The organism is Rhodococcus sp. NBC_00297, from assembly GCF_036173065.1.
GTDB lineage: Bacteria > Actinomycetota > Actinomycetes > Mycobacteriales > Mycobacteriaceae > Rhodococcoides.
In genome coordinates this window covers 1,293,930-1,309,971 of the sequence record NZ_CP108041.1, presented here as the reverse complement: position 1 = coordinate 1,309,971, position 16,042 = coordinate 1,293,930, and the positions used below count along the sequence as shown (strand labels likewise).

The following is a 16,042-nucleotide window of genomic DNA, read 5'->3' as shown; positions in this document are numbered from 1 at the left end:
CATGTCGCTACCGCTGACCGGCATTCGAGTGCTGGAGCTCGGCAACTACATCGCCGCGCCGACCGCGGGACGCATGCTCGCGGACTTCGGCGCGGAGGTGATCAAGGTCGAGCGACCCGGCACCGGCGACGAGATCCGGAACTGGCGTCTCTATTCCGGTACCACGTCGATGTTGTACCGGACGATCAACCGCAACAAGAAGTCGATCGTGCTCGATCTGCGCACCGAGCAGGGGCGGCAGGACGTGCTGGATCTCGCCGCGCAGTGCGACATCGTGCTCGAGAACTTTCGGCCCGGCACTCTCGAGAAATGGGGACTCTCGCCGGAGCGGTTGAGCGAGAGGAACCCTGATCTCATCATCACCCGCATCTCCGCTTTCGGGCAGACCGGTCCGATGGCCGAGCGTCCGGGCTTCGCCGCCGTCGCCGAGGCCTACGGGGGATTTCGCAACCTCGTCGGCGACCCCGACCGACCACCGGTTCGCGTCGGAGTGTCGATCGGTGACTCCATCGCCGGCCTCTACGCCGCCTTCGGTTGTGTCATGGCTCTGTTCCGACGCCAGACCGCGTCGAGCGAGCTCTCGCTCGAGCAACGCTCGATCGACGTCGCGCTCAACGAGTCGATTCTGTCGATGATGGAATCGCTGGTACCCGACTACCTCGCCTACGGAGTGGAACGCGAGCGCACCGGTGGGCGGATGGAAGGCATCGCGCCCTCGAATGCGTACCCGTGCAACGACGGTCACTCGATCATCATCGCCGGCAACGGCGACGCCATCTTCCAGCGCTACATGGAGACGATCGGTCGGCCGGATCTCGGCGCGGATCCCGAGCTGTCCGCCAACGCCGGCCGCTGGCGACGTCGGGACGAACTGGACGCGGCCATCTCCGCCTGGACCATGCTGCACTCCCGCGACGAGGCGTTGGCGGTGCTCGATCGGGCCGGTGTGCCGTCGGGGCCCATCTACACGGCCGCCGACATCGTGCGGGATCCACAGTACCGAGCGCGCAACATGATTCAGACGTTCCCCGTGGACGTCGGTGGTGAGACTCCGGTGGACGTGGGTTTCGTCGGTGTGGTGCCCGTCATCGGCGATGCGTCCGTTCCCATCCGATCGCTCGGACCGGACCTCGGCGAGCACACCGCCGAAGTGCTGCGGGAACGGTTGGGACGCACCGAGAGCGAGAACGACGCATGACGCGGATCCTGGTCACCCTGCCGATTCCGGAACCGGGTATGGAGATTCTGCGCCGCGCCGCCGACGTCGACGTGATCGCGCTCGATCACGTCGCGCTGGTGGAGCGATGCGCCTCCGGCGACTACGACGTGGTGGTGGCCCAGCTCCGAGACCGGTTCGACAGAGTGTCACTCGCCAGTGCGCGCCTGCGTGGGATCTCCAACTACGCGGTGGGTGTCGACAACATCGACGTCGGCGCCGCCACCGTCCGAGGCATCGTCGTCGGGAACACTCCGGGCGTCCTGACGGACTCCACGGCGGACATCGCTCTCCTGCTGATGCTGGCCACAGCGCGTCGGGCGCTCGAGGCGGACCGGATGGTGCGCGCCGGTGAGTTCACCGGATGGGCACCGGACCTGATGCTCGGCACGGACGTGTCCGGGCGGGTGCTGGGACTGGCAGGATTCGGGCGCATCGCTCGCGCGACGGCGCGGCGCGCTCTCGGATTCGGTATGACGGTGCGGTTCTGCCCCCGGCCTCCGTCCGACAGGCCCGTCGACGATGCGGAGCTCGGCGAGTTCGGCGGTCGTGTCGAGCACGTCTCGTGGGACGAGTTGGTGGCGACGAGCGACTTCCTGTCCCTGCACGTTCCGCTGACCGAGGCGACGTACCACCTCGTCGATGCTCGGGTTCTCGGCGCGATGAAGACCTCCGCGATTCTGGTGAACACCGCGCGCGGGCCGGTGGTCGACGAGTCTGCTCTGGTGGAGGCGTTGCGCGACGGCGTGATCGCCGGTGCGGGGCTCGACGTCTACGAGGACGAACCAGCCATTGCACCCGGCCTGTCGGAGCTGGCCAACACCGTGCTGTTGCCGCATGTCGGGAGCGCGACGGTGTCGGTGCGGAGCGAGATGGCGCGTCTGTGCGCGGAGAACGCCGTCGCGATGGCCGCCGGCACGATGCCGCCCCACGCAGTCAATCCGGAGGCATGGGGGGACCTGTGAGAACTAGGTCGCGAGTGCGGAGTTGACCGCGTTCTCCGTCCCGGTCGGATCGTCCACCGTCAGGACGAGGCGATCGAACCGTCCGGTGCCGTCGAGCTCGATCACGATGTTGCGCACCGGGTCCCCGACGTTCCAGAACACCTTCTCGCCGTCACGGTGGAAGGTGCCGGCGTATTTCCCCGGTATCGAGAGGCCCGGAGCCCTGATGCCCCTGGGCTCACGCCGTACACCGGTGTCGACGGTGGCGCCCTTCACCTCGGACAGCGGGATGTCGAGTCGGCGCGTGAAGCTCCAGAGCTTGTCGAGGCCGCGGGGTTCGACGACCAGTCGGCCGTCGACGATGGTCACGGTGTTCATGCTGTGCCCTTTCTCTCGATGCAGGCGCGCGTGAGTACCGCGTCGCCCAGTGCCTGTGCGTCGATGTTCTCGGCAACCAACTTCTCGTGAATCTCCTGCCTCACCGAGGGATCGGAGGGGGCCAGATCCATGAGAGCGACGAGAAGCAGAGGCATCGTGGAGTGCGTCGAGCGCAGTGCGGTGAGGAACAGTCCGCGCTTGCTTCCGAACGCGTTGTAGAGGCTCGCCCGTCGGATGCCGACGGCGTCGAGGATCTGATCGACGGACGCGCCGGTGTAACCGTGACGGACGAACGTGTCGACCGCGGCCGCGAGCACAGTGTCCGTGTCGAACTCGCGCGGTCTCGGCATGCACCCATTCTAGACTGATCAGTCAATAATGGCGAGTGCCCGCACGGCATCGACGAACGCGTCCACGTCGCGCCCAGTGTGCGCGAACGACGTCACGAGACGCACGACCCCCGGCTCCCACCGGTCGTCGTAGAACGTGAATCCGCGGTCGTGCAGTGCCTGTGTCAGAGCAGCGGGGAAGCGGAAGTAGGACATGTTCGCCGACGCGTCGCCCACGACCTCGATGCCCCCGATCTGTCGGAGCCCGTCTCGGAGCCGCGCGGCCATCGCGTTGGCGTTCCGCGCATGACGCATCCAGAGGTCGTTCTCCAGGTACGCGACCAGTTGCGCGCTCTGGAACCGCATCTTGGACGTCAGCTGGCCACCGCGCTTGTGTCGGAATGCCAGTTCGGTGGACAACGAGGGATCGAACGACACGATGGCCTCGGCGGTCATCGTGCCGTTCTTCGTCGCGCCGAAGGACAGGATGTCCACGCCTGCTCGCCAGGTCATCTCGGCCGGCGTGCACTCGAGGGCCACGAGCGCGTTGGCGAACCGGGCGCCGTCCATGTGCACGCGGAGTCCGGCATCGTGCGCGATGGTCGACACCTCACGCAACTCGTCGAGGGTGTGGACGCTGCCCGTCTCGGTGACCTGCGTGAGGCTCACCACCGACGGCTGGACACTGTGGACGTCGCCGCGTCGTCGCACGACCGCGGCGCGCAGTGCGGTGGGATCCATCGTCGAACGGGGGCCGTCCACGAGGACGATCTTGGCGCCGTCGGTGAAGAACTCCGGAGCGCCGGCCTCGTCGTTGGTGATGTGGCCGTCGGGATGAGTGAGGATGCTGCCCCACGGCGGTGTACACGCGGCCAGCGCCAGTCCGTTGGCCGCCGAACCGGTTCCGACGACGAACACGTCGACGGGACGCTCGAAGACGTCGGCCATCAGCGTCGTGAGACGAGCGGACGTCGGATCGTTGCCGTACGGGGCTGCGAGCCCGGTCGATGCCTCCGCCATGGCCGCGAGTATCTCCGGGGCGGTGCCCGCAGCGTTGTCGCTGAGATATCCGGTGAGTGGGGCAGTGGTGCTCGTGGCCATACCCCCATGGTGGCAGAACCTCGACCGGCTACCGCAGCTCCGCCGCCAGCCGAGGGAGCAGTGCGAGGGGATTGGCGCGTTCCACCCGTGCCCGGCCGTCGCCGTCGAACACGTCGGACAGTCCGGGGGCCGGGTCGTCCGTGTCCGAGGCTGAGTAGGTGAGTCCGCTGAAGGGCCAGTCGGTTCCGAAGACGATGTGGTCGACGTCGGTCACTTCGAGCACCGATCGCAGCGACGACGCCGAGGCGGACAGTGCGGTGTCGTAATGGAAGCGTCGCAGTGCACCCTCGAGGCCGAGCAGCGACACGGACGGGATCTGATCCGGTGCGACGGCGCGGGGCGCACCCAGCCGCGTGGCGAGGTACGGCAGGCAACCGCCCGCGTGAGCGAGGACGAAGCGGATGTTCGGATACCGGTCGAGGGTGCCGGCCGCGATCATCTCGACCGCGGTCCGTGTGGTCTCGAACGGGAACTCGAGGAGGAAGCTCGGAAGCGGCAGTGGGGGAGCCGAACCCGCGGGGAGCTCGCCGGGGTGCACGAAGACGAGGGCGGACCGCGCGTCGAGCAACGCCATGATCGGCTCGAAGCGTGGGTCACCGAGGTAGATGCCGTCGTACGACGACAGCAGTGCCACCCCGTCCATTCCCAGCACGTCCAGGCCGTACGCGATCTCGGCGAGGGACGCCGGCACGTCCGGAAGTGGCACGGTGACCAGGGAGCCGAAACGAGTGGGATGCAGTCGAACCTGGTCGGCCGCGTAGTCGTTGCAGGAGCGCGCGAGGCGCACCGCCTCGAGGCCTCGCACGAACCGCACTCCGGGGTCGGAGATCGAGAGCACCTGGGCCGCGATGCCGAACTCGTCCATGAACGCGAGAGCGGACTCCGGCGACCACGCGGGCAGCGGTAGGCCGCCCGGAACCAGAAGCCCGGCGCGCAGCACGGCCTCCCGATACATCGGCGGGATCATGTGCGCGTGTAGGTCCACTCGATACGCGCCTGTGGGAGCGGCCGAGGCCGTCGGTCCCGTGGCCGCGAGCAGCCCCGTGCCGAGCACGCCTCCGCCGATCAGAGTCTGCAGAGCCTGTCGTCGTGTCGCCATCGTCGTTCCCCCCGTGTGCGGAAGCCGTCCCCCCGGCTCCGCGGCAACGTAACAGGCGTCGGTGCCACTCCTGATGGTTTCATCGGAATTCGGGACCGGTCACGAGTCGACGTGGTCCTGCGTGTCGTCCAGTCGGCCGGCAGCTGCGCGTCGACGAAGGACCTCGCGGTGTCCGAACGTCGCACGGAGAATCTGCTCCCGGTCGGCCACGGTGCTGCCGACGGCGCCCGCCACGGTGCCGAGTGATGCCGAGAGCCAGGCCAGGCGAACGTAATCGGAGAGGTTCGCCGCACGCCCGATCTGTTCGGACAGGAACGACGGAGAGATCACCACCGCGGCCGCCGCGCCGACCACCGCGAACAGGACCGCGTACATGACGGCCACCCCGGACACGACCGTACCGAGGGTGGCGAGGTTGTACATCGTGCGATCGAACCCACGCTCGCGTCGAGCGCGCCTCTCCCACAGTCCGTTCGGCACGATGAGCCATGTCGTCACGGCCACGAGGGCGGTGGCGGACACCGCTGACAGACGCACGATCGACATCGAGGCCGCCATCTGCCAGATGCTCGAGTAGAAGAGGCCGAACGCGGACGTCGCGGTCGCCGCGGCGAGTGCGCCGGACAACGTCGGCATCAACCGCCACGGGCGGTTGGTGCGGATCATGCCCGCGACCACTCGCGCTCGTCCCGCCAGGGCGGGCGCCACCAGGGCGTCGTGGCCGGAGACGGTGGACCAGTGCGCGAGACCCGTGGCGGGATCGGGCCTGTCGACACCGGTGGCGTCGCGTAGCGCTTCCAGCGCGGCCAGCGTGACGGCGCGCGCCCGCGGCGCGACTCGGTGGGTCCCGAACGACGGAACGTAGACGACCACCATCGACGGCCCGACGATCTCGGCGAGTACGGGGCGGGACCGCACGCGCCGCGGTATCTCGGACACGCACACGGTGAGGATGTCCTCGCTGCCCCCGGTATGGCCGAGCAGGGACGCCCAGGTGTCGAGATCGGGGCTGCCGCTCTGCACCGGTGGCAGCGGGATCGTGATCCTCTCGACGCCGAGCACGTCCCCGTCGCGCGTGGCCGATCCGTCGAGGCCCACGACCACGGAATCGGCGACGGTGGCGGCGAAGCCGGGATCGGACGCGACTCTGACGACGGGCATCCTGGTCGGCTACCCGTGTCGGTCGTTCGGAAACGGCGCGGCGGCGACTCCAGCCCTTGCGTCGCGGCCTCTCTCGCGCGAGACCGCGCTCGCTAGCGTTCGGCCCGAAGTAGTTCCACGTCGGAGACCAGGCGGATGTGATCGGCCATCGCACGTCCGGCTTCCACGGTGTCCTCGCGCCGGATGGCCTCGGCGATACGCCGATGACCTTCGAGAGACGATCGTGGGCGATCCGATTGCGACAGCGACTCGATGCGGGTCTCGCGAATCAGTTCGGCGATCTCGCCCATCAACCGGGCGAGGAGCGGGGAATGCGCCGCGGCCGTCACGGCCCGGTGGAACAGTTCGTCCCCCGACACTCCTCGCTCACCGCCGGAGATCTCCGCCTCCATGACGTCCAGGGCGTGGTCGATGGCGCGCATCTCGTCGTCACTGCGCCGGGCCGCGGCCAGTTCGGCCAGTTTGACCTCGAGTGCCTCACGCGCCTCGATGACCTCGGGAAGGCGATCGGCGTGCTCGCGGAGCGCCCGAATGGCCATGTCGCCCACCGGTCTACGAACCAGTACTGCTCCGTCGCCGTGCCGCACGGACAGGATGCCCTGCACCTCGAGAGCCACCAGGGCCTGGCTGAGGGACGCGCGACTGACGCCGAGCTGGCCGGCGAGTTCGCGCTCGGCCGGCAATCGTTCGCCGACCTGCATGTCGCGCGCCGCGATGTGGTCGCACAACTGCTCGACGATCACCTCGTACAACCGCGGGCGGTTCACCGGACGGATCTGGTCGGCCACTGGGTCACCCGTTCTCTACGTCACTCGTGCTCTGCTCCACTCACCCACAGAGTAGCGCCACCACGGCGTCGTTACTCCGCCCACAGTGAGGGTTGACAGTGACCCAGTTCACTGCCAGAGTCATCGGTGTCTCAGTGGCTAGTCCACTTCGCCACTGACGCTCTCGGGCAGACGCCCGCGAGACACTCACACGGACCGGAGACCATCGATGTCGACCGAGTTGATACCCATTCTCGCGCTGGTCGTCATGTTCCTCGCAGCCACGGTGCTGCCGGTGAACATGGGCGCCCTGGGCTTCGTCGCAGCGTTCCTCGTCGGCACGCTCGCCGTCGGCATGGACACGGACCAGATCATCGGGGGATTCCCGAGCAGTCTCTTCCTCACCCTCGTCGGCATCACGTATCTCTTCGCGATCGCCCAGAACAACGGCACCGTCGACCTCCTGGTCCGTGGCGCCGTACGACTCGTCGGGGGGAGGGTCGCGCTCATTCCGTGGGTGATGTTCGGTATCACCGGCGTTCTCACGGCGATCGGGGCACTGGGCCCCGCAGCCGTGGCGATCGTGGCACCCATCGCCCTCGGCTTCGCGGCGCGCTACAAGATCAATGCGCTGCTCATGGGCATGATGGTCATCCACGGTGCCCAGGCGGGCGGGTTCTCGCCGATCAGCATCTACGGCGTCACCGTCAACCGCATCGCGGCCGACGCCGGGCTCACCAACAGTCCGCTGACTCTGTTCCTCGGAAGTCTGCTGTTCAACGCGGCCATCGGAGCACTGCTCTTCACGTTCCTGGGCGGACGGTCGCTCATCGGGCGCAGCGTCCACGACGACGACGGTCTCAGGCCGGACGGCGATCCGGGTTCCGTGGGCGGCGGCACCACGCGGACGACCGTGATGCGCGGTTTCGGTGCGACGACGACCAAGCGTCCGTCCCAGACTGTCACCGTGGAGAACGCGCCTCCGCTGGCCACGGCGGTCAAGGCGATCACGCCCGATCAGATTCTCACCCTCGTGGGACTCGTGTCGCTGGCAGTCCTGTCGCTGATCCTCGATCTCGACGTGGGCTTCGTGTCCATGACGGTCGCGGTGGTGCTGGCACTGGCGTCGCCGAAGGCGCAGAAGGGTGCGATCAACCAGATCAGTTGGTCCACCGTCCTTCTGATCGGAGGAATTCTGACCTTCGTCGGGGTGCTGCAGGAAGCGGGCACGGTCGAGTACGTCGGTAACGCCGTCGCCGGCATCGGCATCCCGCTGCTCGTCGCCGTCCTGCTCTGCTACATCGGTGCGATCGTGTCCGCCTTCGCATCCTCCACCGCGATCCTGGGCGTCACCATTCCGCTGGCAGTGCCGTTCTTGCTGGCAGGTGAGGTGGGTGCCGTCGGCGTGATCGTCGCGCTCGCCATCTCGTCCACCATCGTCGACGTCAGCCCGTTCTCGACGAACGGCGCGTTGGTGCTCGCCAACGCGCAGGGCGTCGATCGCGACGTCTTCTACCGGCAGATTCTGAAGTACAGCGCGCTGGTCGTGGCCATCGGACCACTGGTGGCCTGGGCCGTGCTCGTCGTCCCCGGCTGGATGTAACCGCTCCGCCGACGCTCCGTTGACATCACGTGGGCGTCGTGGTCTCCTTAATTGGCTAGGCCACTAGGTCACCGAACCAAAGCCATGCTCTCCGACAGGATCGAGAAACGCCATGCCTCTCAACACCACGGGCAGGACCGGCCCCCTCGACGGCACCGTCGTCGTCGATCTCACCCGCGCCCTCGCAGGACCGCACGCCGCGATGATGCTCGGCGATCTCGGTGCGGACGTCATCAAGATCGAATCGCCCAAGGGTGGTGACGACACCCGCGTGTGGGGCCCGCCCTTCGTCACACCGGAGCCGGGTGACGGTCACGCCGACCGCGAATCGACCTACTTCCTCTCCGCCAATCGGAACAAGCGGTCGATCGCCCTCGACCTCAAGACGGACGACGGTCGCGACGCCCTCGAGGCGATGATCGCCAAGGCTGACGTTCTGCTCGAGAACTTCCGCACCGGTGTTCTCGACCGGTTGGGATTCACGACCGAGCGACTGGCCGAGCTCAATCCCGGCCTGGTCGTGTTGTCCATCAGCGGTTTCGGCCACGACGGTCCGGAGGGCGGCCGCTCCGGCTACGACCAGATCGCACAGGGGGAGGCCGGCCTCATGTCCTTCACGGGCTCCGGGCCGGACGACGTCCAACGCGTGGGCGTTCCCATCGCCGACCTCCTGGCGGGCATGTACGGAGCTTTCGGAGTGCTCGCCGCACTTCGGGAACGAGATCGCACGGGGCGCGGAAAGGTGGTGCGCACCTCGCTTCTCGCGAGCGTCGTGGGAGTGCACGCCTTCCAGGGCACGAAGTGGACCGTCGCGGGGGAGATCGGACAGGCGCAGGGCAATCACCACCCCTCCATCTGCCCGTACGGGCTGTTCCCGACCTCCGACGGCGCGGTGCAGATCTCGGTGGGCAGCGAGGGTCTGTGGCATCGCTTCTGCGACGGCTTCGGCATCGATCCGGACCTCGAGGGCATGGCCACCAACCCGCAGCGCGTCGGTAGCCGGGACGACGTCGTCGAGCTGGTGTCGAAGATCTTCCGCACGTACGAGACCGAGCCGCTGCTCGCTCTTCTCGACGAGATCGGCGTCCCGGCCGGCAAGGTACGCAACGTCCAGGAAGTCTACGAATGGGAGCAGACCCGGTCGCAGGGTCTTCTCGTCGACGTCGAGCACGAGACGCTCGGGAAGGTGACGCTCCCCGGACCGCCGTTGCGCTTCTTCGACGCCGACGGAGCGGAGACCACCGAGACCCGGCACCTCGCTCCGCCCGTTCTGGGCGCCGACGAGGATCTGGTCCGCGCATGGTTGGCGGAGAGCGTCTGATGGCCGGCGTCGGTGCCCTCGCTCTGCTCGACATCGTGGTCGACGCGGGAAGTTTCGAGTCGTGGGACTCCACCCCGCACGATCATCCGGTCGACGAGGCGTACACCGCGGAACTCGCGGCGGCGCGGGAGAAGACCGGACTCGACGAGTCGGTGATCACCGGTGTCGCCACCATCTCCGGTCGGCGGGTGGCGATCCTGTTGTGCGAGTTCCGTTTCCTCGGCGGTTCCATCGGGGTCGCGGCCGGGGAACGTCTGACGACGGCAGTACGCCGGGCGACCGCCGAGCGGCTTCCGCTGTTGGCGCTCCCGACGTCGGGCGGCACGCGAATGCAGGAGGGCACGGTGGCGTTCCTGCAGATGGTCAAGATCACGGCTGCGGTCACCGCCCACAAAGCGGCACATCTTCCGTACATCGTCTACCTCCGGCACCCCACCACCGGCGGAGTGTTCGCGTCCTGGGGATCGCTCGGTCACGTCACCATCGCCGAACCCGGTGCGCTGGTGGGGTTCCTCGGCCCGCGGGTGTACGAGGCCCTCTACGACACGCCGTTCCCGACGGGGGTGCAGACATCGGAGAACCTGCAGGCGCACGGACTCGTGGACGCGGTGAAGCGACCGGATCAACTCGGCGAGGTGGTGGATCGCGCTCTGCGCATCATGACGCTTCCGGCGGGGACACGCCCGCGGCCGGCGCCGGCGCCGGAGTGGTCGATCGACGACGTCCCGGCCTGGGACTCCATCGTGGCGTCCCGGCGGGCCGACCGCCCGGGTGTCCGCGAGCTGCTCTACAACGCGGCCTCGGACGTGCTGCCGCTCAACGGGACCGGGCAGGGTGAGACGGACCCCGGACTGATTCTCGCGCTGGTGCGTTTCGGCGACATGCCCTGTGTGCTGCTGGGGCAGGATCGCCGGGGCCAGACGCCGTTGACCCCGCTGGGTCCGGCAGCACTGCGTGAAGCGAGGCGGGGAATGCGCCTGGCTGCGGAACTACGACTGCCGTTGGTGACCGTCATCGACACCGCGGGCGCCGCGCTGTCGAAGGAGGCCGAGGAAGGTGGGCTCGGCGCGGAGATCGCGCGCTCCATCGCGGACATGGTCGATCTGGACACGCCGACCATCTCGGTGCTGCTCGGCCAGGGCACCGGTGGTGGCGCCCTCGCGCTGGTTCCGGCGGACCGCGTCCTGGCGGCACAGCACGCGTGGCTCTCTCCGTTGCCACCCGAAGGTGCGAGCGCCATCGTGCATCGCGACACCGCTCATGCCCCCGACATGGCTGTGCGCCAGGGTGTCCGGTCGCTCGACCTCCGTGGCGCCGGCATCGTGGATCTGATCGTGCCGGAGTACCCCGACGCCGCCGACGAGGTCCAGCCGTTCTGCGATCGCGTGGGTTCGGTGCTGCACCGGGAGCTGGCCGATCTGCTGGCCGAAGATCCGGACATGCGCAGGATCGCCCGGGAGAAGCGCTTCGACCGGATCGGTTCCGCCATGACGGCGGTGTGACGAGGAACCCTGTCAGCGCCTCCGGAGGGAGCGCACGATCGTGGTGGCCGCCACGCCCGCCAGAACCCACGGACCGCCGACGATGATCGGATCGATCCACGCGTGGTGCATGTCGACGCGGGTGGTTCCCCGCCTCGACCGCACCCCGTGGTGGGTGATCTCGGTGCGGATCCCGGTCTGCGTGATCGGGTTGTCGGGGTGCACGGTGGTCAGCGAACGCAGGTGGGATTCGACGGCGTCCACGCGGTCGCCCGCCAGGAGTAGCAGCCAGTGCGCCGCCCGGCCCTCGCTGTAGCGATAAGCGAACCGGCGCACGGCGCCGGACACCCCGCGCAGAGGTGCCGTCGTGCCGAAGACCGGCGGAAGAGTTCCGTGTTCGATGGATCGTTCGCGGGGACGCAGTTCGGGTTGACGCTCCGGGAAGTCCCAGTGCGCACCGGTCGCGCCGGGGTCGAATCGTTCTCGCGGCACGGACGGACGGTCTGCGGGATCGAGGTCGACACCCCATCCGGGAATTCGTGCGCGCAACTCGTCGTGGTCGGGTACGGGTGGGTGATCGGCACGGTAGACCATGGGTGGTCCTCTCAGCTCGCGTTCGGCAGCACGATCGGCTTGATGCAGCCGTCGAGCTTGGACGAGAAGATGTGGTAACCGTCGGCGATGTGCTCCAACGGAATTCGATGGGTGATGATCTCGCTGGGCTTGATGTAGCCGTTACGAATGTGCGAGAACAAGCGTGGCCATTGGCGCTTGACGGGGCACTGGTTCATGCGCAGGGCCAGCCCCTTGTTCATCGCGTCGCCGAACTTGACCGCACTGAACATGGGCCCGTACGCGCCCACGACCGAGACCGTCCCGCCCTTGCGGACACTGTCGATGGCCCAATTGAGGGCGATGGGGGACCCGCCCTGGAGTGTGAACTTCGCGGCGGTGACGTGCTGGAGGAAGTTCCCGTCGGCTTCGGCGCCCACCGCGTCGATCACGCGGTCCGCACCGAGATGGTCGGTGGCCCTCTTCATGGTCACCACGAGGTCGTCGTGCTCCGCGAAGTTGATCGTCTCGGCGTGGGCGAAGGTGCGGGCCTTGGCGAGACGGTTCTCGAGGTGGTCGACGACGATCACCCTGCCGGCGCCCATCAGCCACGCAGACGTGGCGGCGAACAGCCCGACGGGACCGGCTCCGAACACCGCCACGGTGTCACCCTCGACGATGTCCGCGAGCTGCGCGCCGAAGTATCCGGTGGCGAGGGCATCGGTGCACAGGAGCGCGTCCTCGTCGTCCATCCAGTCCGGGATGATCGAGGGCCCGACGTCGGCGAACGGTACCCGGACGTACTGTGCCTGACCTCCGTCGTACCCGCCGCACGTGTGGGAGTACCCGTAGATGCCGCCGACGGCCGTCGCATTCGGATTGACGTTGTGGCAGTTGGAGTACAGGCCGCGTGCGCAGAAGAAACACGACCCGCAGTACACGTTGAACGGCACCATGACCCGATCGCCCGGTGTCAGGTTCCGGACCGACGGCCCGACCTCCTCGACCACGCCGATGAACTCGTGACCGAACGTCGTCCCGACCCTGGTGTCCGGCATCATGCCGTGATACAGGTGGAGATCGGATCCACAGATGGCCGCCATCTCGACCCGGACGACGGCGTCGTTCGGATGCTCGATGGTCGGCATGTCCTTGTTCTGCACTCGGACCTTGTACGGGCCTCGATAAGTCATGGCTTTCACGCGGTGCGATCTACCCGACCCGCGTGCGGGGAAACACCGAACAGGTGGGTGAATCTCGATTCGGTGCCCGCCGATCACTCAGTCGTCGAGTTTGAAGCCGACCTTCAGCGTCACCTGGAAGTGCGCGACCGCGCCGTTCTCGATGTGTCCGCGGGTCTCGGTGACCTCGAACCAGTCGAGCTCCCGCAGTGTGCTGCTCGCGCGGGAGATGGCCTTGCGGATGGCGTCGTCGACACCCTCCGTCGAGGTTCCGACGATCTCGGTGACGCGGTAGACGTTGTCGCTCATGGTGTGCCCTTCACTCGGTGACAGTTCCCCGTCATCGTGCGTCCTCGGGTGTCGTCCGGTCCAGGGTTCCGATCATCGCGGTTCGACGCGGTCGAGCACCTGTGTCCGTTTCGGAAGTGGGTGGCTCGGGTAGAAGACGTGCGGCGGCAGCGGCGGCGCGTGCGTCGGCGTGGACGCCCGGTGAGGTTGAGACCACAGCCTGCCGATGGAACGGCCTTCCCGCACGGACCACGCGGGCGGGGAGGCCGTTTCCGTCTCTTATTCGGAGTCGGGCGGAGGTCGGATCTACTCAGTCCGAGACGGTGAGACCGTGCGCGTGCACGTAGGCGAGTGCCTGGACCGTGTCGATGCGGGCTCCGTCGAGCACGGCCGACGTCCAGAACGTGGCATCGGCGATGCTGCCCCGCAGATCCGCATCGTTCAACCGGAGCCCGGAGGTGCGGGCACCGCCGAAGTCGACGCCGCGGAGCGTGGCCTTGCGGAGATCGGTCCCGACGAGGTTGGCGTCACGCAGGCGCGCCCCGGTGAGGTCGAGTCCGCGGAGGTCGAGACCGCCGAGCGAGGTGAGCATGAGGTCGACCTCGTCGAAGACCGCGGGCGTGATGCGCGAGTCCGCGATGGCGGAACCGAGGAACGATGTGCTGCGAAAAGTGCTGTGCCACAATCGGCTCCGCCGGAACTCGCAGTTGCGGAAGGCCGACCCGATGTGCGTCGAGTCCGTCAGATCCACGCCGGAGAAGTCGCAGTCGGTGAAGACGACACCGTGGGTGGTCAGACCGCCGAGGTCCGCGTCGATGAAGCTGCAGGACGTGTACGAACGCCTGTCCCACCGCTGGCCGTGTGCGTCGATCTCGTTGTAGTTCTCGTCCTCGAACGACCGGTCGGCGAATTCGTCCTCCACACGGGGGACTCTAGCGGGAAGGCCGGAGGCCGGTCGGGGTGTGGCGGGAGGGCCGGAGGCCGGTCGGGGTGTGGCGGGAGGGCCGGAGGCCGGTCGGAATGCAGGCGGTCAGGCGGTCAGGCGGTCGGGCGGGCGGTGGGGCCCATCCGCGGCACGCTGGCGGGGAGCACGGCGTCGACGAGAGCCGCCGCTCGCGGGTCCACGTCGGCATCGGTCCGGGCGATGAACGTCGTGGTGCTGGTGCACACGTCCTCGCCGTGCGACGTCAGATGGTTCTGGACCACCAGGATGTCGTTGCCCGCGAACTGGCGGATCGACAGCACCTGGAGAGTGGACACCAGCTGATCTCCCTGCATGACCGGGCGATGCAGAACGAAGCTCTGATCGGTCTGCATGACTGCCGTGATCTCGTACTCCACGAGGATGTGCGCGAAGAGATAGTCGATGGCGATGGATCCGACGACGCTCACGAAGGTCGCGGGCGCGACGAGTCCCTCGTATCCCAACTCGGCCGCAGCGGCCTCCTTGTGGTGCGCCGGATGTTCGTTCTGGATGGCGCGGGAGAGTTCGCGGATCTTCTCGCGGCCGACCTCGTAGTAGTCGGGGATGACGTAGGCGTGTCCGACCAGGCGGGAGCTGCGTTCGAACCGGTGATCGGGCTCGTGCGGAACGAGCGGGCGAGTCTCGTGAGCACCTGTCACGGAGTCGTCGGTCACCGAATTGCTGGTCACGTGGAGCCTTCCCCTGGGACGCGCCCACCCCCATCGGCACACGCGTATGTGAACAAATCCTACTTCGCGTGTGAATATCCACAAATGCGGCAGTCGAACCCCGTCGGTCGGGTGCGCGGGTGCGTGGTCGCCGCCGGCGTGCACGGGTTTCGTCAGGGGCACACTCTGTGCCGCGTGTCGACAGGGGTGTGGCGCGCTGAGTGGGGTGTGGGCGCGAGATCGGTCAGGGAACCTGAGTCGGTCGCATTCCGGTCAGGTGTCGGACCGGCCGCGTCGACTGTCGAGGTAGGCCCTCGCCCTGAGGGACCGCAGCCATTCCGGACCGGGCCGGACACTGTCGGGAGTGCGCCGGATCGGGTCGAACGACAGGTCGCCACCGGACTGGTCGACCGAGCCGAGCGTCAGTTCGGCCAACGGGACGTACGCCCCGGTGCCCTCGGCCTGCTCGAACTCGAAGACCAGCGGACGCGCACGCACGGCGTCGACGATGGAGTCCAGGGTGGGCAGCGGCGGCGCGGCGACGGCCCGCGCGCGGACCCACCACTGACCACCCTCGAACTGCAGCGGCATCAGCGTCGAGAAGGAGGCCGTCTCGAACGCGAGCACCGGGAGCGGAACGCACCGCGTCACGACGTCCCGCCCGGCGCTGGCAAGGAGGATGTCCCAGGCACCGTCGGCCCGGTCGGTCTGCGGAAGACGCAACGCGAGACCCGCGACGTCGGGAACTCGTCGGGGCAGCCCGAGCGCGGTGGACAGGCGCACCGTCACCTCGCACGTGCACACGGGCAGTCCGGCGTCGCCCTCGGCGGTACGGCGCAGTGTGCCCGTCAGAACCTTCCCGTGGGGATGGAACAGCTTGGCGTGGCGCAGCGCCGACCCCAGCCCGAACGGCAGGGCGAGCACGCGCACGGGCATCGACGTCTCGTTCACGCTCGGGGATTGCCCGGTGTGTGACGTGAGGAAACGTC

General features: G+C 68.0%; 17 protein-coding genes. 5 read left to right on the top strand and 12 right to left on the bottom strand.

The window, feature by feature from the left end:
* Nucleotide 1 precedes the first annotated feature (1 nt).
* Both OG947_RS06235 and OG947_RS06230 read left to right on the top strand, forming a co-directional pair.
* On the top strand, nt 2-1,198 hold the full coding sequence (locus OG947_RS06235) for a CaiB/BaiF CoA transferase family protein (RefSeq protein WP_328813356.1): 1,197 nt from the start codon (nt 2-4) through the stop codon (nt 1,196-1,198).
* The gene (locus OG947_RS06230; RefSeq protein WP_328813355.1) at nt 1,195-2,181 is read left to right on the top strand and encodes a 2-hydroxyacid dehydrogenase; all 987 of its coding nucleotides are present in this window, start codon (nt 1,195-1,197) and stop codon (nt 2,179-2,181) included. The genes OG947_RS06235 and OG947_RS06230 overlap by 4 nt, the downstream gene beginning before the upstream one ends.
* Before the next feature lie 3 nt (nt 2,182-2,184).
* Here the strand turns inward: OG947_RS06230 and OG947_RS06225 are convergent, their stop codons facing one another.
* From OG947_RS06225 to OG947_RS06200, 6 genes are all read right to left on the bottom strand, one after another.
* Nucleotides 2,185-2,538 carry a hypothetical protein gene (locus OG947_RS06225; protein WP_307109313.1) on the bottom strand — a complete coding sequence of 118 codons (354 nt, stop codon included), beginning with the start codon at nt 2,536-2,538 and terminating at the stop codon, nt 2,185-2,187.
* Nucleotides 2,535-2,888 (bottom strand): TetR/AcrR family transcriptional regulator, encoded by a 354-nt coding sequence (locus tag OG947_RS06220; RefSeq protein WP_222650932.1) that lies wholly within the window; start codon nt 2,886-2,888, stop codon nt 2,535-2,537. The genes OG947_RS06225 and OG947_RS06220 overlap by 4 nt, the downstream gene beginning before the upstream one ends.
* An 18-nt stretch (nt 2,889-2,906) precedes the next feature.
* On the bottom strand, nt 2,907-3,968 hold the full coding sequence (locus OG947_RS06215) for a threonine aldolase family protein (RefSeq protein ID WP_328813354.1): 1,062 nt from the start codon (nt 3,966-3,968) through the stop codon (nt 2,907-2,909).
* 28 nt (nt 3,969-3,996) lie between these two features.
* Nucleotides 3,997-5,067: an amidohydrolase family protein gene (locus OG947_RS06210; RefSeq protein ID WP_328813353.1), complete on the bottom strand. Its 1,071-nt coding sequence runs from the start codon at nt 5,065-5,067 to the stop codon at nt 3,997-3,999.
* A 99-nt stretch (nt 5,068-5,166) separates the two neighbouring features.
* Entirely contained in the window at nt 5,167-6,228 is a 1,062-nt protein-coding gene (locus OG947_RS06205) for a hypothetical protein (RefSeq protein WP_222650934.1), read from the bottom strand.
* A gap of 92 nt (nt 6,229-6,320) precedes the next feature.
* The gene (locus OG947_RS06200; protein WP_222627962.1) at nt 6,321-7,016 is read right to left on the bottom strand and encodes a FadR/GntR family transcriptional regulator; all 696 of its coding nucleotides are present in this window, start codon (nt 7,014-7,016) and stop codon (nt 6,321-6,323) included.
* A gap of 208 nt (nt 7,017-7,224) precedes the next feature.
* On the opposite strand from OG947_RS06200, the gene OG947_RS06195 reads away from it, so the two are divergent.
* From OG947_RS06195 to OG947_RS06185, 3 genes are all read left to right on the top strand, one after another.
* Nucleotides 7,225-8,598 carry an SLC13 family permease gene (locus OG947_RS06195; protein ID WP_222627960.1) on the top strand — a complete coding sequence of 458 codons (1,374 nt, stop codon included), beginning with the start codon at nt 7,225-7,227 and terminating at the stop codon, nt 8,596-8,598.
* 112 nt (nt 8,599-8,710) lie between these two features.
* Nucleotides 8,711-9,919 carry a CaiB/BaiF CoA transferase family protein gene (locus tag OG947_RS06190; protein WP_222627958.1) on the top strand — a complete coding sequence of 403 codons (1,209 nt, stop codon included), beginning with the start codon at nt 8,711-8,713 and terminating at the stop codon, nt 9,917-9,919.
* Nucleotides 9,919-11,421, top strand: coding sequence for a carboxyl transferase domain-containing protein (locus OG947_RS06185; RefSeq protein ID WP_222629238.1), 1,503 nt, complete (start codon nt 9,919-9,921; stop codon nt 11,419-11,421). The genes OG947_RS06190 and OG947_RS06185 overlap by 1 nt, the downstream gene beginning before the upstream one ends.
* A gap of 12 nt (nt 11,422-11,433) precedes the next feature.
* Here OG947_RS06185 and OG947_RS06180 read toward each other — a convergent pair whose 3' ends face one another.
* The 6 genes from OG947_RS06180 to OG947_RS06155 all read right to left on the bottom strand — a co-directional run bounded on the left by OG947_RS06180 (nt 11,434) and on the right by OG947_RS06155 (nt 16,004).
* On the bottom strand, nt 11,434-11,994 hold the full coding sequence (locus OG947_RS06180) for a hypothetical protein (RefSeq protein ID WP_222639617.1): 561 nt from the start codon (nt 11,992-11,994) through the stop codon (nt 11,434-11,436).
* A gap of 11 nt (nt 11,995-12,005) precedes the next feature.
* A complete protein-coding gene (locus OG947_RS06175) occupies nt 12,006-13,154 on the bottom strand; it encodes a zinc-dependent alcohol dehydrogenase (RefSeq protein ID WP_328813352.1) in 1,149 nt (382 codons plus the stop codon).
* A 78-nt stretch (nt 13,155-13,232) separates the two neighbouring features.
* Complete coding sequence (locus tag OG947_RS06170; protein ID WP_027504346.1) at nt 13,233-13,442, bottom strand: dodecin; 210 nt, start codon at nt 13,440-13,442, stop codon at nt 13,233-13,235.
* A 289-nt stretch (nt 13,443-13,731) separates the two neighbouring features.
* The gene (locus tag OG947_RS06165) at nt 13,732-14,292 is read right to left on the bottom strand and encodes a pentapeptide repeat-containing protein (RefSeq protein WP_231476201.1); all 561 of its coding nucleotides are present in this window, start codon (nt 14,290-14,292) and stop codon (nt 13,732-13,734) included.
* Between the two features lie 167 nt (nt 14,293-14,459).
* A complete protein-coding gene (locus OG947_RS06160; protein WP_051612996.1) occupies nt 14,460-15,074 on the bottom strand; it encodes an FAS1-like dehydratase domain-containing protein in 615 nt (204 codons plus the stop codon).
* Between the two features lie 252 nt (nt 15,075-15,326).
* Nucleotides 15,327-16,004: a phosphodiesterase gene (locus OG947_RS06155; RefSeq protein WP_328813351.1), complete on the bottom strand. Its 678-nt coding sequence runs from the start codon at nt 16,002-16,004 to the stop codon at nt 15,327-15,329.
* Nucleotides 16,005-16,042: the final 38 nt, after the last annotated feature.